Here is an 18,573-nt window from a genome sequence, read left to right as displayed (position 1 = left end):
GTCACCGCGGGTACATCGCGGCGTCACCGGCCCGAGCGGAACGTTCAAACGTGACGGTCGTCGCGACGCACCCCGGGAACACGTGCAGGGGCCTCGAGCGTCTGTTTAAGTGTGGGCGACCCGCATGGCGCGGTCGTCACAGTGATACCGGCGGCGGGCCGCCCGAGGCCCACCGCCGCGACGGAGGGAGACCGCTATGCAGCCCGAAACGCTGACCCGGCCCGAACTGACCCTCGCCGACCGCTGTGACCGTTGCGGTGCGGCGGCCAAGGTGCGCGCGATCCTGCCCTCCGGTGGGGAGCTCCTCTTCTGCAACCACCACGGCCGTGCCCACGCGGAGAAGCTGCGTGAGTCGGGTGTGGAGGTCCAGCAGGGCAGCGAGGAGTGACGCCCGAACCGACGACGTGACCGACGGGGCGGGGATCCGGACGGGTCCCCGCCCCGTTCGTGTCCGGGCCGGGCACCGGCCCCGGGATCAGGCCCGGGCGAGCGGGCTCGGACCGGCCGGGTGGCGCCGGGGAGCGACCGGCGCCGCGGCCGCGGGCCGCGTCGGGTCCGGTGGCAGGGGAGTGTTCCCCAGGACGAGGTCCGCAGCGCGCTCGGCGACCATGACGACCGGCCCGTAGGTGTTGGCGTTCGGCACGTCCGGGAACACCGAGGCATCGACCACCCGGAGCCCGCCGACGCCGTGGACCCGCATCGACGCCGGGTCGACGACGCCACCCTCGTCGGTACCCATCCGCGCGGTGCTCGTCGGGTGGAGGCCGTTCTGGGCACGGCGGGCGACCCAGGAGAGCACCTGCTCCGGGGTGCGGACCCGCGGGCCGGGGAAGGTCTCCCCGCCGTCCAGCCCGGCGAACGCGGGCTGGGCGAGCACCTCCCGCGCGATCCGGACCGCCTCGACCCAGCGACGCCGGTCGTCGTCGGTGCCGAGGTAGTTCATCCGCACCGCCGGCGCGACGGCGGTGTCGCGCGAGACGGCCCGCACGGTGCCGCGGGCGTCGCTCGCCATCACGCTCACGTGCATCTCGAAGCCGTGCCCGACCGGACGCAGGTCCGGTGCGAACCGCATCGCCACCGGGGCGAAGAGCATCATGACGTCGGGTATCGCACCGCCGAGCGAGGTCGCCGCGAACCCGCCGATCTCGAAGTGGTTGCTCGCACCGATGCCGGTGCCCGAGACGAGCCAGCGGGCGGCGGCGCCCGGCAGCCGGTGGGCCCGCCGCTGGCCGGCCAGCGAGACGGGACGCAGGCAGGAGTGCTGCAGGTGGATCGCGAGATGGTCCTGCAGGTTCGCCCCGACGCCGCCGAGCGCCGCCCGGACCCCGACCCCGAGCGGGGCCAGGTGCGCCGGATCGCCGATCCCGGACACCTGCAGCAGTTGCGGAGTGGCGATCGCACCGGCGCAGAGGATCGTCTCGCCCGCGTCGACGTCGTGGATGCGGCCCTCCGCGGTCCGGAACCGGACCCCCGTCACGCGCGTCCCCCGGGCGTCGAAGCGCAGCTCCCGCACGGCGGCGCCGGTACGGATCTGCAGGTTCGGCCGGGAGGCCGAGACCGGGTGGAGGTAGGCGTCGGTGGCCGAGTAGCGGCGCCCGCGGAAGATCGTCCGCTCGGTACGGGAGAAGCCCTCCTGCACCGGCCCGTTGACGTTCTCCACCACGGCGTGCCCGGCCTGGCGGGCCGCGATGAGGAAGGCGTCGTTGAGCGTCCCCGCGGCCGGGGCACGCTCCAGGACCTGCGGGCCGTGACCGTCGGCGTCGAAGGCGATGCGGTGTTCGGAGAGCCGCCGTTCCAGGCGCCGGAAGTAGGGCAGGCAGTGCGCGGCGCTCCACCCGGCCAGGCCGGCACCGGTGGCCCAGCGGTCGTAGTCGCCGGGGTGGCCGCGCTGGTAGACCATGCCGTTGATGCTGCTGCTGCCACCGAGCACCTTCCCGCGGGGGACGGCGAGACGGCGGCCGTCGAGCCCGGCCTCCGGCTCGGTGGTGTAGCACCAGTCGTAGCGCGGGTTGCCCCAGGCACGGGACAGCGCCGCAGGCATCCGGATCACCGGGTCCCAGCGATGATCGGGTTGCCCGGCCTCCAGCACGAGCACGCGGCAGGCGGGATCGGCGCTGAGCCGGTTGGCCAGCACGGCGCCTGCAGAACCACCGCCCACGATGACGACGTCGTAGCGCGCCATGCGTTCCTCCCGATCCGCGACCGCCGTCGCGTGCCACCCGTTCAGGGGAGCAACCCCCCTTGCGGGTGCCACGGTACGCGCCGACCCGGACGGGTGATGCGGGCCCCGTAGGCTCTGCGGTGTGACGACGGCGGGGGACGACGACCGGACGGCCGGCGCGGGCGACGCGCCCGGCGGCGCCGACGAGGCGCTGGCCGCGCTGGGCGCCCAGCTGGAGGCATCGATCGCCGACCTGGAGGCGGCCCGGGAGCGGGTCCGCGAGCTGCAGCGGCTGCGCGCCGCGGGGACGGGCTGGCGGGAGATCGTGCCCGGCGAACAGCGGCCGTTGATCGTGGAGAGCGTGACCCGGGCCCTCGACGGCCTCGGTGCCGTCGGCGGGCGCTTCCGCCGGGAGGAGGCGGTGGCCCTGCACGCGGAGGGCGAGACGATCGCCGGGATCGGCAGGCTGTTCGGCGTCAGCCGCCAGCGTGTCTCGTCCTACCTGCAGGAACACGGCGCCGCGCCGGCGGCGGACGCGAGCTCCGGGCCGCTGCGGACCTGACGCGCGCCCGGCTCAGTCGCCGTCGCGGCGGTGCCGCGCGCGCCGCTGGGCCGGGATCCGCGGGCCGGTGTCCGGGCCGCCCGAGCGCCGGGCGGCCGGGACGAGCGCGGTCCGCTCGGCGTCGACCGGATCCGGAGCGTCCGCGCGGCGTCCGGCGAGGGGCTCACGAGGAGCGGGCAGCCGGTGCACCGGGAACGGGATCACGGGCTCCTGCGCGGCCCGGGCGGCGCGGGCGGCCTCGCCCTCGAGCCGGGCGAACTCGCGGATGTCGGCCAGCCGTGCCCCCAGCGCGGCCACCACCGGGGCGAGCGCGCCGGCGAGCTGCTCGTCGAGCCGGCCCCGCGGACCGCCTCGGGCCACCAGCTGCAGCACCCCCGCCGTGCGGCCGGCGACCGGCACCGGGACGCTGAGCGAGCGCACCAGCCCCAGGTCGGCCGCGGCCGCGGCCAGCCCGGGCGGGCCGGAGCGGGTGAGGTCGGGGGTGAACAGGGCCCGGTCGCCGCGCCCGGCGGCCGGGCCGGGGCCGGCGTCGGCGCGGACCTGCAGGTCGGCGAGCCGGGTGGCGGCGGTGTCCGAGCCGAACACCCGGCGGCCCTCGGGGTCGCGCGGATCGGCCGGCTCGTGCAGCAGCAGGGCCGCCCCGGCGACCCGGGCGGCCGGGACGAGCGCGACGCAGATCCCGGACAGCATGGCGGCCACATCCAGGTGTGCCACGGAGGTCGCCCCGGCCTGCAGCGCCACCCGCACGAGCGCCGGGCCCGGGTCGGGGGAGGATCGTCCGGAGGCACCGGAACTCCACTGCGAGGCCGCCATCTGGTCCCTTCCACGCCGCGCCGGAGCCCGTCTCCGGGACGGACCCGGGCGTCACGCAGCGTTGCCGAGTCGGCCCGGAGCATAACGTCCGGCGGCCGGGCCGGTGATGGTGGTGCGCGCTCCACAGTCGAGTGATCACCGACCGTCACCCGGCAGTGCGCTGGGTGAGCGAGGACCGGATGGTGGGCACGCCCGACCTCCCCGCGTAGGCTGGTGGTTCGTACCGCGGGAGCCCGCGCACCGGGGCTGAGAGGGCGGCAGGACCGGCCGTCGACCGTTCGAACCTGATCCGGTTGACACCGGCGTAGGGAGGCCGCCTCCGTGCTGTCACGTGCCCGCCCCGTCGTCCTGCTCGCGACGCTGCTGCTGGTGCTCTCCGCCTGCGGGAGCGGGGCATCCGGACCCGCAGGCGGCGGGGAGCCGATCCGGGTCGCCCTGGACTGGACGCCCAACACCAACCACATCGGCCTGTTCGCCGCGCAGCAGGCCGGGTTCTTCCGCGAGGCGGGCCTGGACGTCGAGTTCCTGCCCTACAACGCGACCGCGCCGGAGACCCTGGTCGGCTCCGGCGCCGCCGACTTCGGGATCAGCTTCCAGGACACGTTCACCTACTCCCGGGCCGCCGGCGCCGACATCACCTCGGTGATGGCGATCCTGCAGCACTGGTCGAGCGCGATCGCCGTGCGCGCCGACCGGACCGACATCCGCAGCCCGCGCGACCTGGACGGGAAGGTCTACGCCGGGTTCGGCGGGCCGGGCGAGGTCCCGAAGCTGCAGGCCGTGATCCGTGCCGACGGCGGGCGCGGCGAGTTCGCCACCGAGATCCTCGACACCGCCGCCTACGAGGCGCTCTACGCCGGCCGGGCCGACTTCGCCGAGCCCTTCGCCCACGTCGAGGGTGTGGAGGCGGAGCTGCGCGGGGAGCCGCTGAAGATGTTCCGGTTCACCGACCACGGCTTCCCGGACGCCTACAACGTGCTCCTCGCCGGCAACACCACCTGGCTGCAGGAGAACCCCGACCGGGCCCGGGCGTTCGTGCAGGCCGTGCAGCGCGGGTACACCCTCGCCGCCGACCGGCCCGCCGAGGCGGCCCGGATGCTGAAGGAGGCGAACCCCGGCGCGTTCACCGACGACGCGCTCGTCGACCGGGGTGCCGAGCTGCTCGCCCGCGAGTACCTGCGTGACGAGCAGGGCCGCGTCGGCGTGCAGACCGCGCAGCGCTGGGCCGGCTTCTCCGGCTTCCTCTACGACACCGGCACCGTGACCGGGCCGGACGGGGCGCCGGTGCGGGAGAAGCCGGACTTCTCGACCTGGTTCACCAACGACTACCTGGTCCGGTGAGCCCGGTGAGCACCCGGAGCCCTGTGCGTACGGCGAGCGCCGTGAGTACCCGCAGCGCCGTGAGCCCCGCGGCACCCGCGCCCGGGCGGACCACGCTGCTGCGCCGCCTCGCCCCGGCCGTCCTCGTCGTCGCCGCGCTGCTGACGCTCTGGCAGGCCGCCGTGACGCTGACCGGCGTCCGGCCGCAGGTGCTGCCGTCGCCGCTGCGGGTGCTCGAGCAGGGCTGGGCGTTCCGCGGCGCGCTGTGGGACAACGCGCTGCCGACGATCCAGGTGACCGCGATCGGCTTCGCGGTGTCGCTGACCGTGGCCTGGGCGATCGCGATCGCGGTGGACTTCTCGCCGTGGCTGCGGCGCGCCCTGACCCCGCTGCTGGTCGCGTCGCAGACCCTGCCGGTAATGGCGATCGCGCCCCTGCTGATCATCTGGTTCGGGTTCGGGCTGCTGCCGAAGGTGCTGGTCATCGCGCTGGTGACGTTCTTCCCGGTCGCCGTCGGGCTGATCGAGGGGTTCGCCGCCACCGACCGGTCGGCGACCGCGCTGCTGCGCAGCATGGGGGCCTCGCGCCTGCAGCAGTTCCGCTACGTACGGCTGCCGGGGGCGCTGCCGTCGTTCTTCACCGCGCTGCGGGTCGCGATCACCTACGCGGTCACGGGCGCGATCTTCGCCGAGTACGTCGGTGCCCGCGCCGGGCTCGGGATCTTCATGCAGCTGCAGAAGAACCAGTTCCGCACCGACCTCGTGCTCGCCGCGGTGGCGGTGACGGCCGTGCTCTCGATCGCGCTGTTCGGGCTGACCTATGCGGTGCAGCGCCTGGTGACCCCCTGGTACCGGGGTGATCATCGGTGAAGGTGCGGGTGCGGGACCTGGCGGTCTCCTACGGCGACCTCGACGTGCTGTCCGGGATGTCGCTCGACGTCGCGGCCGGGGAGCTCGTCTCGATCGTCGGGCCGTCGGGCTGCGGGAAGTCGACGCTGTTCGGGGCCCTGGCCGGGATCGCGGGCGAGGACGGCGCGACGGTCACCGGGACGGTCGAGGTGGACGGCGGCCCGGTGCGCGGTGCGCCCTTCGGCCTGATGCCCCAGCAGGACCTGCTGTTCCCGTGGCGCACCGTGCTCGACAACACCACGCTCGGCCTGGAGGTCGCCGGGACGTCCCGGCGGGAGGCCCGGGCGCGGGCGCAGGCGTTGTTCGAGCCGTTCGGGCTGGCCGGGTTCGAGCAGGCCCGGCCGGGCGAGCTGTCCGGCGGGATGCGGCAGCGGGCGGCGCTGCTGCGCACGGTCGTCGGCGGGCGCGAGGTGCTGCTGCTCGACGAACCGTTCGGCGCCCTCGACGCCCTCACCCGCACCGCGATGCAGGAGTGGCTGGAGTCGGTGCGCGACCGCTACGGGTGGACGACGCTGCTGATCACCCACGACGTCCGGGAGGCGGCCTTCCTGTCCGACCGGGTGCTGGTGCTCTCCCCGCGCCCGGCCACCGTGCGCCGGGAGATCGCGGTCGACCTGCCGCGGCCCCGCACGCGCGCGGTGCTCACCGACCCGCGCCTGGCCGCGGTCGAGGCCGAGCTGCTGGACACGCTGCGGGCCTGAGTCAGGCGAGCAGCGGGGCCAGCTGCGGCAGCGCGTTGACGGTGTGGGTCGGCGGGGTCAGGTGCTTCGGCCACGGCTCACCGGCCCGGTCCAGCCACGCCGTCGCCATCCCGACCCGGCCCGCGCCGTGCAGGTCCCAGGGGTGCACGGCGACCATCACCGCCTCCGGCGCGGTGACCCCGCAGGTCCGCAGCGCGTACTCGTAGGCGGCCGGGGCGGGCTTCCACACACCGGCGTCCTCCACCGACAGCACCGCGTCGAACTGCGCGCGCAGCCCGTGGTCGCCGAGCAGCTTCTCGGCGATCCCGGTCGCGCCGTTGGACAGCGTCACCAGCCGCAACCCGGCGGCCCGCAGCGCGGCGACGCCGTCGTGGACGTCGGGGTGCACCGGCAGCTCGCCGAACGCCTCGAGGATCTGCCGGGCGCGGGCGTCCGCCCAGCGCACGCCGACCCGGCGCAGCAGCTGGGCGGCGGTCTCGGCCCCGACCTCGGCGAAGGTGCGCAGCTCGCCGCCCGCCGCCAGCGCGATGCCCTCACGCAGCGTGCTCGCGAACCAGTAGGAGGCGGCCCAGTCCGGTGCCCCGATCTCGGTGAACCGCTCGGTCAGCGGGGACAGGTCGGAGAGGGTCTCGTTGACGTCGAACACCACGGTCGTGATCGTCATCCGCCTACTCTGGCCGGTGTGACCGATCCGCGCACCCCCACCGCGCCGACCGTGCTCGTCCTCGGCGGTACGACCGAGGGGCGGGCCGCAGCGGCCGCCCTGTCCGGCCTGCCCGGTGTCCGCGTGGTGTCCTCGCTGGCCGGGGCGGTGCGCAGCCCCCGGCTGCCGGACGGGGAGGTGCGGGTCGGCGGCTTCGGCGGCGCCGAGGGCCTGGCCGGCTACCTGCGCGCCGAAGGGGTGGGCGCCGTCCTCGACGCCACCCACCCCTTCGCGTCCGGGATGACGGCCAACGCCGCCCGGGCCTGTGCCACGACCGGGGTCCGGCTGGTCGTGCTGCGCCGTCCGGGGTGGACCCCCGGGCCGGGGGACCGCTGGCACCGCGTCGCGTCGGTGCCCGGCGCCGCGGCCGCGCTGCCCGCGCTGCTGCCCGGGCCCGACGGCCGGGTCCTGCTCACCACCGGCCGCGGCGGGCTGGCCGGTTTCGCCGACGTCGACGCCCGGTTCTTCGTCCGGCTCGTCGACCCGCCGCCCCCGCCGCTGCCGGCCCGGCACACCCTGCTGCTCGACCGCGGCCCGTTCGACCTGGCCGCCGAGCGTGCCCTGTTCGACCGGGTGGCCCCGCACGTGCTGGTCACCAAGGACTCCGGCGGGGAGGCCACGGCGCCCAAGCTGGCCGTGGCCCGCGAGCGTGGCCTCCCGGTCGTCGTGGTGGACCGGCCGCCGCTGCCGCCGGGGGTGAGCGCGGTCGCCACGGTCGAGGAGGCGGTGAGCGCGCTGGGCCCGGCGCTGCGGCAACGCACCCTCGGGTAAACTCGTCGTACGAGGAAAAGGGGTGACGGGTGCTGGACGCGGTGCTGTTCGACATGGACGGCACGCTGCTGGAGTCCGACGCGGCGGTCGCGCGGGCCTGGGCGGCGTGGGCGCGCGAGTACGGGGTGCCGCCGGAGGCCCTGGACGCGGTCGCGCACGGCGTCCCGGCCGACGGCACGATCCGGGTGCTGCGGCCCGACCTCACCGGGGCCGATCTCGACACCGCCGCGGCCCGCCAGCTCGCGCTGCAGTACGACGACCTCGCCGACGTCCACGCGCTGCCCGGCGCGCACGCCCTGCTGGCCGCCCTCGGCGCCGCGGGCATCCCGTGGGCCGTCGTGACCAGCGCCGACCGCCGGCTCGCCCGGGCCCGGCTGGGCGCGGCGGACATCGACCCGCCCGTCCTGGTCGCGCGCGACGACATCGAGCGCGGCAAGCCGGACCCGCAGGGCTACCTCGCCGCCGCGGCCGCGCTCGGGGTGCCGGCGACCGGCTGCCTGGTCGTCGAGGACGCCGAGGCGGGCCTGGCCGCGGGGCGCGCGGCCGGGGCGCGCACGGCCGCGCTGCGCGGGCTGGACGGCGACCTGCGCCCGACGGACCTGCACGACCTGGTCCGGCTGCTGGGCCTCACCGCAGCGGCCCGGTGACGGCTCACCCGAGCGGGCGCTCCATCAGCACCAGCCCGGCCGGGGCCCGGTCGTCGCCCGGCGCCTCGACCGTGCGGAACCCGGTCTTGCGGTAGAACGCCCGCGCCCGGGCGTTGCCCGGTTCGACCTTGAGCCGCAGCGTCCGGGACCCGTGCGCGCGGGCCACCGCCAGCACGGCGTCGACGAGCTCGACCGCCAGGCCGGTGCCACGGGCGTCCGGGTGCACCCACATGCCGTAGAGGACGCCGTCGGCGCCGTCCGGCCGCCAGCCGACGGTGCCGGCCGGGACGTCGTCGTCGAACGCGCCGAACCGGGCGTGCCCGGTCAGCACGGCCCGCCAGGCGGCCTCCTCGAGCCCGGCCTGCTCGCGGTAGAACGCGCTGCGCTCGCCGAACGCGTCCCGCACCGACGCCAGCCGGACCGCCCGGGCGGCCCGCCAGTCGTCCGGCCCCAGCCGGCGCACGGTTCTCACGGTGGTGACGGTAGCCCCGGCTCAGCCGGTCGTCGTGCCGTCGCCGTAGTGGCGGGGGGTGAACACGACCCGCTCGCCGCCGCGTTCGACGACCCGGGTGGTCGACGAGCCGACGACGACCAGCGTCCGCATGTCCACCAGCTCGGGATCCAGCTCCCCGAGCGTGGTGACGGTGATCCGCTGACCGGCGCCGCCGACGTCGCGGCCCAGCACGACCGGCGTGGCCGGGTCACGGTGCTCCAGCAGCACGTCCCGGGCCGCGCCGACCTGCCAGGGCCGTGCCTTCGAACGCGGGTTGTAGATCGCGATCGCGAGGTCGGCGGACGCGGCGGCGCGCAGCCGGCCGGCGACGACGTCCCACGGCTTCAGCCGGTCGGACAGCGAGATCATGGCGTGGTCGTGACCCAGCGGGGCCCCGACGGCGGCGGACACCGCCTGCGCCGCGGACAACCCGGGCAGCACACGCACCGGGACGTCGCGGTACTTCTGCTCCGACGCCACCTCCAGCACCGCGGTCGCCATCGCGAACACGCCCGGGTCGCCGGCGGAGACGACCGCGACCCGTCGCCCGGACGCGGCCAGGTCCAGCGCGTGCGCGGCCCGCTCGGCCTCCACCCGGTTGTCCGAGGCGTGCCGGGTCTGGCGTGGGTTCGGCGGCACCCGGTCGAGGTAGGGGCCGTAGCCGACGAGGTCGTCGGCCTCGGCCAGCGCGGCGGCGACCTGCGGGGTCAGCCAGTCCCGCCCGGCCGGGCCCGTCCCGACGACCACGACCTCGCCCGCCGGGTGCGCGGTGGGGGAGACCGGCGTGGGCTCCCGGTCGGGGAGCGGCGTGCTCTCCCGGCCGGGGACCGATGCGGCGACGGCGCCGGGGATCAGCGCGATCGCGAAGTAGGGGACCGCGTCGGCGTCCACACCGGCGATGTCCCCGGTGCGCTGCTGCTCCATCGTGGCCCGCTCGACGTAGCGGGCCCGGTCGAGCTTGCCGGCGTCGGCGAGGGCGTCGCGGACGTTGCCGAAGGTCCGGCCCAGCTTCATCACCGCGGCCGAGTCGGTGTCGGCGAGCCGGCGCGCCAGCTCCGCGCGCGGGAGCGTGCCGGGCAGCACCGTGAGCACCTCGTCGCGCTCGACGAGCGGCTGGCCCAGCGCGGCCGCCGCCCCGCTGATCGAGGTGACGCCCGGGACGACCTCGGTGCGGAACCGGCCGGCCAGCCGCTTGTGCATGTGCATGTAGGAGCCGTAGAACAGCGGGTCGCCCTCGGCGAGCAGGACGACGTCGCGGCCCGCCTCGAGGTGCGCGGCCAGCCGGTCGGCGGCCTCGGCGTAGAACTCGTCGATGGCGCCCTGGTAGCCGCCGGGGTGGTCGGTGGTCTCGGTGGTGACCGGGTAGACCAGCGCCTCCTCGATCGCCGTGCCGGACAGGTGCGGTTCGGCGATCCGGCGCGCGATGGAGCGGCCGTGCCGGGCGGAGTGGTAGGCGATCACGTCGGCGTCGCGGACCAGCCGGGCCGCCTTGATCGTCGTCAGCTCGGGGTCGCCGGGGCCGAGGCCGATGCCGTAGAGGGTGCCGGTCCGCTCGCCGCCTGCCGGGTCGTTCACGCTGTGCCCGATGGCGGAACTCGCAGGCTCGTTCACGCGATGATCTCCTGCTCGTGGGCCAGCGCGTTCAGCGCGGCCGCGGTGATCGCCGACCCGCCGCGGCGGCCGTGGACGACGAGGTACTCCAGGTCGGTGCGTGCGGCCAGCGCCTGCTTGGACTCGACGGCGCCGACGAACCCGACCGGGATGCCGAGGATCGCCGCCGGCCGGGGCGCGCCGCGGTCGATGAGGTCGAGCACGTGGAACAGCGCGGTCGGGGCGTTGCCGACCGCGATCACCGCGCCCTCGAACCGGTCCGCGAGCAGCTCGAACGCCGCCGCGGAGCGGGTGTTGCCGATCGCCCGCGCGTGCTCGGGGACCCGCGGGTCGCGCAGCAGGCACAGCACCTCGTTGCCGGCGGGCAGCCGGGCCGCGGTGACCCCGGACGCGACCATCGTCGCGTCGCACAGGATCGGACCGCCCGCCTTCAGGGCCCGCCGGGCGCTGTCGACGAGCTGCTCCGACGCCGCGATGTCGGCGGGGAGATCGACCTGCCCGCAGGCGTGGATCATCCGGACGGCCACGTCGGCCATCCCGGGCGGGAGCCCGGACAGGTCGGCCTCGGCGCGGATCGTCGCGAACGAGCGCCGGTAGATCTCGGCGCCGTCGGTGATGTAGTCGTAGCCGCTCAGCGGGAGCTCCTCGGTCGGTCGTGCGGGGTCGGGGTCGGGGTCGGCGCGGCCGGGCGCAGCGGGCCGGGCGTGCCGTCGATCTCGTAGCGCTGCGGGCCGGTGGCGACGGCGTCGGTGTGCGGGGCGTGCGGGGCGCCGCAGCGCCGGGCGCACCCGGCGACGTGCACCGGGCGTGCCGGTGCGAGCGCGATCAGCGCCCGGGCGTCGGTGCGGACGTCGGCGAGGGACTTCGCGCAGCCCGGCCGGCCCGCGCACGCACTGACCCGCAACGCCGGGTCGCCGGGCTCGACCACCAGCCCGGCCGCGCGCAGCGCGTCGAGCGCGCCGGGCACGGGGTCGGGGAGCACGAGCGTCCGCCACGGCGTGACCAGCAGCTCCGGAGCGAGACCGGCGAGCAGCTCCAGCTGCGCCGCCGACAGCTCGCCGAGCACCGGCGCCGCCCCGACCGCTCCGCCGCCGAGCGCGCCGACCCCCGCCGGCGCGTCGTCGAGTGTCACGCAGGTGCTCTCGGTCGAGCGCTCACGTGACACCGGATGGGTCGCGGCGCGGCCGCGCACGGGCGCGTCCTGCGCTGCGTCGCCGGGTGCCTCGGCCGGCGCGTCGTCGAGTGTCACGCAGGTGCTGTCGGCCGAGCGCTCACGTGACACTCGGTGGGTCGCCCCGGTCGGTGCGTCGTCGAGTGTCACGCGAGTGTCCTCGGGTGCGCACTCACGTGACACCCGGTGCGGCGCGGCGCGATGCTGCGCGGACCGCAGGGCGTGGGCGATGCGGGCGGCGGCGTCCGGCAGCTCGGCGGCGCGCCAGACCCGGGCCGCGGGGTCGCCGGTGTGCCCGCCGCGCAGGTCGAGGAACGCCGCGGCCGCGTCCAGGAGCAGGTCCGGTGCCGCGCCCGGTCCGCAGACCAGGCCGGTGCCGTCACCGGCGACGAGGAGCTCGCCGTCGCCGGTGCTGCGCGCCCGCCAGCACAGGTCCGGGCGCTCCCCGGCGACGTCCCCGCGGCCGTCGTCGATCGCGATCAGGAACCGGCCGGGCAGCGCGGCCAGGTCCGGGCGGGCACACAGCCCGCGGTCCAGGGCGGCGGCGAGCCCGCGGACGTCGGCGTACCCGCCGCTGATCCCGGACAGCGGCGACGCCAGGACGTTGCGGACCCGTTCGTGGAGCCGCGACGGCAGCAGCCCCGCCCCGGCGAGGTAGCGCACCGGACGCGCGTCGTCCGGGTCGAGCCCGCGCAGCTGCAGGTTGCCGCGGGAGGTGAGGTGCACCGCGCCGTCGCCGGCGTCCCGGGCGAGCGCGGCGACCGCGCGCAGGGCCGGGGCGTCGATCAGCCCACCCGGCAGCCGTACCCGGGCCAGCGCACCGTCCGCCGCGAGATGCGGCGACACGACGCCAGGGCAGGCGTCGGCACGGGTGCGGGCGGTCGTCGGCACGGGTGCCACTGTAGGCATGGCGCACCGGGCCCGGCCCCGTACGACGGCGGCGGGGTCGGTCACACGCGCCCCGGCCGGGGCATCAGCGGGTGTCGGGCAGGTACCGCCGGGCTCCGGAGAAGGTCGCGTCGAACCGCACGGGGGTGTGGCGCACCGGGGTCGCGGCGTCGAACGCCTCGATCATCGTCCCGTCCCCGGCGTAGATCGCGACGTGCGTGCCGGGGGAGCCCCAGAACAGCAGGTCACCGGGCCGCAGCTGGTCCCGCGGGACGGCGCGCCCAGCGGTGGCCTGGTCCGCGGCGTCGCGCCCGATCGTGATCCCGTGCACCGCGTGGACCAGACCGGTCAGCCCGGAGCAGTCCGGCGCGAACCCGGACCGGCCACCCCACAGGTAGGGGCGGTCCAGGAACAGCCGGGCCGTGCGGACCAGGTCCTCACCGGTCGGGGCGGGGGCGTCGCCGACCCGGACGTGCGCGGCGTCGGCCCAGGCCGTGCCACCGTCGGGCAGCGCCAGCTCGACGGCCTCGCCGCCCCCGGCGAGCACCGGCAGCCGGGTGCCGATGCTGACCTCGCGCAACCGGTCGGTGCGGGCCTCGTCGCGGTACAGCCAGGTGGTGGCGACGTCGTCGACGGTGCCCTCGGGCAGCGCCGAGGCGAGCCCGGCGAACGCGGCGCCGTCGTCGAGCTGCGCCGAGGGGGTCCAGCCGGGGTAGCCGCGCTCGTCCTTGCCGCTGGGCTGGCCGGGCACGACCACCCTGGCCCAGCCGTCGCGGCGTTCCAGCACCTGCACGGGCGCGCCGTAGAGGACCTGGGTCTGGGTGCGCGACGCCGTCGTCAGCTCCCGCCGGTCGGCCGCTGTCATCGACGTCAGCCAGGCCGCGGGGTCGGCCGGGGAGCCGACCGCGTCGCGGTCCCGCTCGCGCGGGCTCGCGGGTGAGGTCCACACCGTCGCGACCGAGACGTCGACGAACGCCCGGTCCGCGGCCGGGATCCCGGTGGCGGGCCCGGCCTGGGCGGCGGGAGCGCCGAGCGCGGTGATCAGCGCCGCGCCGAGCAGGACGGTGACGATGCGTCGGGTCACGGGTTCCTCCGCCTGCCGGGGACGCTGCGCGGCGAGCGTCGGCGGCGGGCCCGGGCACGGCAAGCAGGCGCACCGGCCCGGTCACCCGCTCGGGTGCGGAGTCCCCTCGGACCGGTTGGCGGCCAGCACCGACAGCAGCTCGTAGGCGATGTGCGCCGCGGCGATGCCGGTGATCTCGGCGTGGTCGTAGGCAGGGGCGACCTCGACGACGTCGGCGCCGACCACGTCGACCCCGGCCAGCGCCCGCAGCACGTGCAGCAGCTCGCGGCTGGTCAGCCCGCCGGCCTCCGGCGTCCCGGTGCCGGGCGCGTGCGCGGGGTCGAGGACGTCGATGTCGACCGACACGTACACCGGGCCGGTGCCGAGCCGGCGGCGCATCCGCTCGACCACGGCGGGCAGGCCCTCGGTCTGGAACGCGTCGGTGTGGATCACCTGGAAGCCGAGGACCTCGTCGGCGGTGAGGTCCTGCCCGGAGTGCAGCGACCCGCGGATGCCGACGTGCAGGCAGCGCCGTGGGTCCAGTAGACCCTCCTCGGCGGCGTTGCGGAACGGCGTCCCGTGGGTGACGTCCGCGCCGAAGTAGGGACCCCAGGTGTCGAGGTGCGCGTCGAAGTGGACGACGCCGACCGGGCCGTGCGTGCGCGCCACGGAACGCAGCAGCGGCAGCGCGACGGTGTGGTCGCCGCCGAGGGCGAGCAGCGTCGTCCCGTCCGCGCGCAGCCGGTCCGCGGCCTGCTCGACGGTGCGCACGGCCTCGGCGATGTCGAACGGCGTGAGGCCCAGGTCGCCCGCGTCGGCGACCTGCTGCGCCGCGAACGGGGCCACCCCCAGCGGCGGGTGGTAGGGGCGCAACAGCTTCGACGACGCCCGCACGTGGGCCGGGCCGAACCGCGCGCCGGGGCGGTAGGTGACGCCCGAGTCGAACGGCAGGCCCAGCACCACGACGTCCGCCCGCTCGACCTCGTCGAGGCGGGGGAGACGGGCGAACGTGGGGGGACCGGCGAAACGGGGGACGGTGCCGGCGTCGACCGGGCCGATGGGCATGGGACCTCCTCGGGACGGCTGTGCCCACCGTCCTACTGCATGTGTCGGTGCGAAGCAGCAGGCTCTCGGGCTCTCGGGTGAGGACCGGGTCCGGTCAGGCGGGCCGCGCGCCGACGGTGGTACTGAGCCTCCGCGCCGCCTCGGCCACCGCCGCGGCCCGGGCGTCCCCCGCCTCACCGGTGAAGTCCTCGCTGCGCCCGCCGAGGCTGAGGGTGGCCTCCAACGCCCCGTCGCGGCCGAGCACCGGTGCGGCGACGGCGGACACTCCGCCCAGGTAGTCGTCGCGGCTGATCGCGATCCCGGCGTCCCGGACCGTGGCGAGGTGCGCCGCGAAACCCTCGCGGTCCACGTACGTGGCGGCGGTGAAGGCCGTCAGCTCACCGGCCAGGGCGCGCTCCCGGATCGCCGGATCGACGGCGGCCATGACCACCGGCGCCGCTGCGGCGTGCCACGGGAGCACGGTTCCGATGCCGATCCCGGCCACCACCAGCGGCTTCCCGCCCTCGACGCGGTCGATGCAGACCGCGCCCGCATCGGCGGGAACCATCAGGAAGGCGGTGTCTCCGAACCGGGCGGCCAAATCCTCCAGCGCCGGGCGCGCCTCGGTGCGCAGGTCGAATTCGGCCAGCGCAGCGGCACCGACCGCGAACACCGGCATCCGGACCCGGTAGGCACCCGCCGCGTCCCGGTGCACCCACCCGGCCTCGACGAACGAGGTCATCAACCGGTGGACCGTCGGCTTGTTCAGGCCGCTCGCCGCGGTCAGCTCGGCCAGCGTGATCACCGGTCGGTCCGCTCCGAAGTGTTCGAGCAGCCGGCAGGCGCGCAGGACCGAACCCACGGTCTCGCGACTCGTCGCGTCGGGGCCCTCGACGGGGGCTGCACCGCCCACTGTCACCTCACTCGTCGTCTCGTACCGGCGCCAGGTTAGTGACCGGCCCGCCACAGCGTCTTGACACATCGTCGTCCACCGGCCACATTTTCGGAACGCGTTTCGCATCACGATACACAGAGAGGTGCTCAGTGGAACTGCGCGAGATGATCTCGATGGGGCTCGTCCAGGCGCCCGGCGTGTGGGACGGGCTGACGGCACGACTTGCCGAGCAGTCGGGCTTCCCCGCGCTGTGCGCGTCCGGCTTCGCGATCTCGGCGGCGCTCGGATATCCGGACGCGGAGCTGTACACGATGTCGGAGAACCTGCAGGCGGTGCGGACGATCCGGGAGGCCAGCACGCTGCCGGTGATCGCCGACATCGACACCGGGTACGGCAACGCCGTCAACGCGGCCCGGACCGCCCGCCGGTTCGCCGACGCCGGGGTCGCCGCGGTCTTTATGGAGGACCAGCGCTCCCCGAAGCGTTGCCCGTTGATCCCCGGAGCCGAGGTGGAGCTGGTCGACCCGGCGGAGGCCGAGGGCAAGGTCCGGGCGGTGAAGGACGCGGCCGGCGAGATGATCGTCATCGCGCGCACCGACGCCCGGGGCGACGAGGCGCTCCGTCGTGCGGAGGCCTACGTCCGCGCCGGTGCAGACATGATCATGCCGGTGACCAAGACGTTCACGACGGTCGAGGAATGGGCCCGGTGCCGTGAGGTCGCCGGCGTCCCCCTGACCGCGACGCTGACCGCGTCGGCGTGGACCGAGCGCGAGTTCACCCCGGAGGTCATGGAGCAGATCGGCGTCCGGCTCGCGCTGCTGCCGACCCAGGTACTGATGGCCGTCACCGGAGCCGCACGGCGTTGCCTCGGCCGTCTGGCGGCGGGGGAGGCACCTGCGACGGTGAGCGAGGACGGTCTGGGGCATCACGAGTTCGTCGAGCTCATCGGCATGGCCGAGATCGAGCGCCAGCAGCACGCCTACCTTCCCGCGGCGGTGGTGTGAGTGGGCGCGACGATCACGGAGAAGATCCTCGCCCGCGCCGCGGGCGTGCCGTCGGTCCGGGCGGGGGACAACCTCCCGATCCGGCCGGACTACATGATCGCCTACGACTTCCCGGGCTACACCGACGTGATGTTCCGGCAGATGCACGACGACTTCGGCATCCGTGAGCTCGCCGATCCTGAACGCTACGTCGTGTTCATCGATCACATGCTCACCCGGGAGGACGCCCGCGAGCAGGAGGTCCACCAGGTCACCCGGGACTGGTGCGAGTTCTACGGCATCGCCCTGCACGAGGCCCGCGGAATCGGGCACCAGGTGATGGCCGAGCTGGGGTACGCGCAGCCGGGGAACTTCCTCATCCACTTCGACGGACACATCTCCGGCGCGGGTGCCTTCGGCGCGCTCGGGTGGGGTGTGCGCCGCGACCTGCTGGAGGCCTGGGTCTCCGGCCGGATATTCCTGGACGTCCCGGCCACCACCCGGTTCGAGCTGACCGGCGAGTTCCGGCCCGGCGTGGACAGCCGGGACCTGGTACACCGGATCATCGGCGACCACGGTGCCGATGGGTGCGCGCACCAGGTGATGGAGTTCGGTGGCCCCGGTGCGCGCGCGATGCCGATCGACCTCCGGCAGGGCCTGTGCGGAATGGCGATGTTCACCGGCGCCGTCTCGGCGGTGTTCGAGCCGGATGCGACCTCGCTGGAGCACGCGCGGCGGGTCGGCGGTGGACACTTGGTACCGCAGTCCCCGGACGCCGACGCCGAGTACCACGCCGTCCACCACTACGACCTGTCCACGATCGTCCCGCAGGTCGTGCTGCCCGGATCGGCCCGCTCGGCCAACACGCGCGACGCCGCCGACCTCGACGGGACGGCGGTGACGAAGGCATTCATCGGATCGTGCGCCTCCGGCCGGATCGAGGACATCCGCGCCGCGGCCCTGATCCTCGACGGGCGGACCGTCGCCCCCGGGGTCGAGCTCAACGTCGTCCCGACCTCGGACGCGGTACACCGGCAGGCCGAGGACGAGGGGCTGCTCGACGTGCTGCGCGCGGCAGGCGCACAGGTCGCCCGGTCCTCCTGCGACTTCTGCTTCGGCTACCAGAAGCCGCTGCAGCCCGACGAGAACTGCATCTCGACCGGCGTCCTCAACATCTCCGGTCGGATGGGCAGCACCGACGCCAACATCTACATGGGCTCCGCGTCGACGGTCGCGGCCAGCGCGGTCGCCGGCAGCATCACCGCCGCGGACGGGGTGACCGGTCGGTGAGCGCCGCACGGAACTACCCACCGCCCCCGGACGTGATCGCCGGACGAGTCGCCTGGGTCTTCGGCGACGACTTCGACATCGACCTCGTGATCGGCGTCGAGAACATCAAGTCCTACGACGCCGAGTTTCTGCGCAGCAAGGTCATGCAGGCCTACGACCCGTCGTTCGCGGACCGGGTCCGGCCGGGCGACGTGATCGTCGGTGGTCGGAACTTCGGGTACGGCCACCCGCACTACCCGCCGATGGTCGCCCTGCGCGACCTCGGTATCGCAGCGGTGATCGCGGAGTCGTTCTCGCCCGGATTCTGGCGCGGCGAGACCTACAACGGGATGCCGCTGATCACGGTCGCGGGGATCACCGCGGCCGCCGGCACCGGGGACGACGTACGGCTCGACTGGCGCACCGCCACCGTCGCGCTGCCCGGCGGCCGGACCCTGCACGGCACCCCGCCCAGTGAGCGGGTGACCCGGGTCATCGAGGCGGGTGGCTCGCTGAAGCTGCTGCTCGCCGAGCACGCCCGAACCTGACACCCCCGAGATCAGTGACGAT

Annotated in this window: 20 protein-coding genes; 10 read left to right on the top strand and 10 right to left on the bottom strand. The window is 75.5% G+C overall.

Features of this window, described 5'->3' with window-relative positions:
• Positions 1-196 precede the first annotated feature (196 nt).
• Positions 197-388, top strand: a complete 192-nt coding sequence (locus BM093_RS08420) for a DUF7455 domain-containing protein (protein ID WP_093339879.1) — start codon at positions 197-199, stop codon at positions 386-388.
• Positions 389-475: 87 nt separating this feature from the next.
• Here BM093_RS08420 and BM093_RS08415 read toward each other — a convergent pair whose 3' ends face one another.
• The gene (locus BM093_RS08415) at positions 476-2,182 is read right to left on the bottom strand and encodes a choline dehydrogenase (RefSeq protein ID WP_093339875.1); all 1,707 of its coding nucleotides are present in this window, start codon (positions 2,180-2,182) and stop codon (positions 476-478) included.
• A 121-nt stretch (positions 2,183-2,303) separates the two neighbouring features.
• Here BM093_RS08415 and BM093_RS08410 point away from each other — a divergent pair, with 121 nt between their 5' ends.
• Entirely contained in the window at positions 2,304-2,723 is a 420-nt protein-coding gene (locus BM093_RS08410; RefSeq protein ID WP_093339872.1) for a helix-turn-helix domain-containing protein, read from the top strand.
• Positions 2,724-2,735: 12 nt separating this feature from the next.
• Here BM093_RS08410 and BM093_RS08405 read toward each other — a convergent pair whose 3' ends face one another.
• On the bottom strand, positions 2,736-3,536 hold the full coding sequence (locus BM093_RS08405) for a hypothetical protein (RefSeq protein WP_143105300.1): 801 nt from the start codon (positions 3,534-3,536) through the stop codon (positions 2,736-2,738).
• A 321-nt stretch (positions 3,537-3,857) separates the two neighbouring features.
• Here BM093_RS08405 and BM093_RS08400 point away from each other — a divergent pair, with 321 nt between their 5' ends.
• From BM093_RS08400 to BM093_RS08390, 3 genes are read left to right on the top strand one after another with little or no spacing between them, the layout of a single operon-like run.
• Positions 3,858-4,877: an ABC transporter substrate-binding protein gene (locus BM093_RS08400; protein WP_093340131.1), complete on the top strand. Its 1,020-nt coding sequence runs from the start codon at positions 3,858-3,860 to the stop codon at positions 4,875-4,877.
• Between the two features lie 41 nt (positions 4,878-4,918).
• A complete protein-coding gene (locus tag BM093_RS08395; RefSeq protein ID WP_245773381.1) occupies positions 4,919-5,725 on the top strand; it encodes an ABC transporter permease in 807 nt (268 codons plus the stop codon).
• Entirely contained in the window at positions 5,722-6,465 is a 744-nt protein-coding gene (locus tag BM093_RS08390) for an ABC transporter ATP-binding protein (protein WP_218162707.1), read from the top strand. Before BM093_RS08395 ends, BM093_RS08390 begins: the two co-directional genes overlap by 4 nt.
• 1 nt (position 6,466) lies before the next feature.
• On the opposite strand, the gene BM093_RS08385 is transcribed toward BM093_RS08390, so the two are convergent.
• Positions 6,467-7,129, bottom strand: a complete 663-nt coding sequence (locus BM093_RS08385) for a haloacid dehalogenase type II (protein WP_093339859.1) — start codon at positions 7,127-7,129, stop codon at positions 6,467-6,469.
• A gap of 18 nt (positions 7,130-7,147) precedes the next feature.
• Between BM093_RS08385 and BM093_RS08380 the strand changes: the two genes are divergently transcribed.
• Complete coding sequence (locus BM093_RS08380) at positions 7,148-7,939, top strand: cobalt-precorrin-6A reductase (protein WP_177238338.1); 792 nt, start codon at positions 7,148-7,150, stop codon at positions 7,937-7,939.
• Between the two features lie 29 nt (positions 7,940-7,968).
• Entirely contained in the window at positions 7,969-8,586 is a 618-nt protein-coding gene (locus tag BM093_RS08375) for an HAD-IA family hydrolase (protein ID WP_245773380.1), read from the top strand.
• A gap of 4 nt (positions 8,587-8,590) precedes the next feature.
• On the opposite strand, the gene BM093_RS08370 is transcribed toward BM093_RS08375, so the two are convergent.
• The 7 genes from BM093_RS08370 to BM093_RS08340 form a co-directional block, all read right to left on the bottom strand.
• Positions 8,591-9,058: a GNAT family N-acetyltransferase gene (locus tag BM093_RS08370; RefSeq protein WP_093339855.1), complete on the bottom strand. Its 468-nt coding sequence runs from the start codon at positions 9,056-9,058 to the stop codon at positions 8,591-8,593.
• 21 nt (positions 9,059-9,079) lie between these two features.
• Entirely contained in the window at positions 9,080-10,654 is a 1,575-nt protein-coding gene (locus tag BM093_RS08365; protein ID WP_093339847.1) for a precorrin-2 C(20)-methyltransferase, read from the bottom strand.
• A 32-nt stretch (positions 10,655-10,686) separates the two neighbouring features.
• Positions 10,687-11,325, bottom strand: a complete 639-nt coding sequence (locus BM093_RS08360; RefSeq protein WP_093340122.1) for a precorrin-8X methylmutase — start codon at positions 11,323-11,325, stop codon at positions 10,687-10,689.
• Entirely contained in the window at positions 11,322-12,752 is a 1,431-nt protein-coding gene (locus tag BM093_RS38140; protein ID WP_342742977.1) for a precorrin-3B synthase, read from the bottom strand. Before BM093_RS38140 ends, BM093_RS08360 begins: the two co-directional genes overlap by 4 nt.
• Positions 12,753-12,834: 82 nt before the next feature.
• On the bottom strand, positions 12,835-13,833 hold the full coding sequence (locus BM093_RS08350; protein WP_093339843.1) for a C40 family peptidase: 999 nt from the start codon (positions 13,831-13,833) through the stop codon (positions 12,835-12,837).
• A gap of 81 nt (positions 13,834-13,914) precedes the next feature.
• Positions 13,915-14,877 carry an agmatinase gene (gene speB / locus BM093_RS08345; RefSeq protein WP_093339838.1) on the bottom strand — a complete coding sequence of 321 codons (963 nt, stop codon included), beginning with the start codon at positions 14,875-14,877 and terminating at the stop codon, positions 13,915-13,917.
• Between the two features lie 94 nt (positions 14,878-14,971).
• Positions 14,972-15,769, bottom strand: a complete 798-nt coding sequence (locus tag BM093_RS08340; RefSeq protein WP_245773379.1) for an IclR family transcriptional regulator — start codon at positions 15,767-15,769, stop codon at positions 14,972-14,974.
• A 131-nt stretch (positions 15,770-15,900) separates the two neighbouring features.
• Here BM093_RS08340 and BM093_RS08335 point away from each other — a divergent pair, with 131 nt between their 5' ends.
• The 3 genes from BM093_RS08335 to BM093_RS08325 are packed head-to-tail and all read left to right on the top strand — an operon-like array spanning position 15,901 to position 18,551.
• Positions 15,901-16,755, top strand: coding sequence for an isocitrate lyase/PEP mutase family protein (locus BM093_RS08335; RefSeq protein ID WP_218162706.1), 855 nt, complete (start codon positions 15,901-15,903; stop codon positions 16,753-16,755).
• Positions 16,756-18,024 carry a 3-isopropylmalate dehydratase large subunit gene (locus BM093_RS08330; protein WP_177238337.1) on the top strand — a complete coding sequence of 423 codons (1,269 nt, stop codon included), beginning with the start codon at positions 16,756-16,758 and terminating at the stop codon, positions 18,022-18,024. It abuts the gene before it with no gap.
• Positions 18,021-18,551 (top strand): LeuD/DmdB family oxidoreductase small subunit, encoded by a 531-nt coding sequence (locus tag BM093_RS08325; protein ID WP_093339829.1) that lies wholly within the window; start codon positions 18,021-18,023, stop codon positions 18,549-18,551. The genes BM093_RS08330 and BM093_RS08325 overlap by 4 nt, the downstream gene beginning before the upstream one ends.
• Positions 18,552-18,573: the final 22 nt, after the last annotated feature.

The sequence above is a fragment of the Pseudonocardia ammonioxydans genome (genome assembly GCF_900115005.1).
Taxonomy (GTDB): domain Bacteria; phylum Actinomycetota; class Actinomycetes; order Mycobacteriales; family Pseudonocardiaceae; genus Pseudonocardia; species Pseudonocardia ammonioxydans.
Note: the sequence above shows the minus strand (reverse complement) of the source record. Positions and strands in the feature narration are given on the sequence as shown.

Coding starts and splice junctions, on each gene's coding strand:
- BM093_RS08405 (WP_143105300.1), bottom strand. CDS start 3,536: ATGGCGGCCTCGCAGTGGAGTTCCGGTGCCTCCGGACGATCCTCCCCC.
- BM093_RS08420 (WP_093339879.1), top strand. CDS start 197: ATGCAGCCCGAAACGCTGACCCGGCCCGAACTGACCCTCGCCGACCGC.
- speB (WP_093339838.1), bottom strand. CDS start 14,877: ATGCCCATCGGCCCGGTCGACGCCGGCACCGTCCCCCGTTTCGCCGGT.
- BM093_RS08415 (WP_093339875.1), bottom strand. CDS start 2,182: ATGGCGCGCTACGACGTCGTCATCGTGGGCGGTGGTTCTGCAGGCGCC.
- BM093_RS08385 (WP_093339859.1), bottom strand. CDS start 7,129: ATGACGATCACGACCGTGGTGTTCGACGTCAACGAGACCCTCTCCGAC.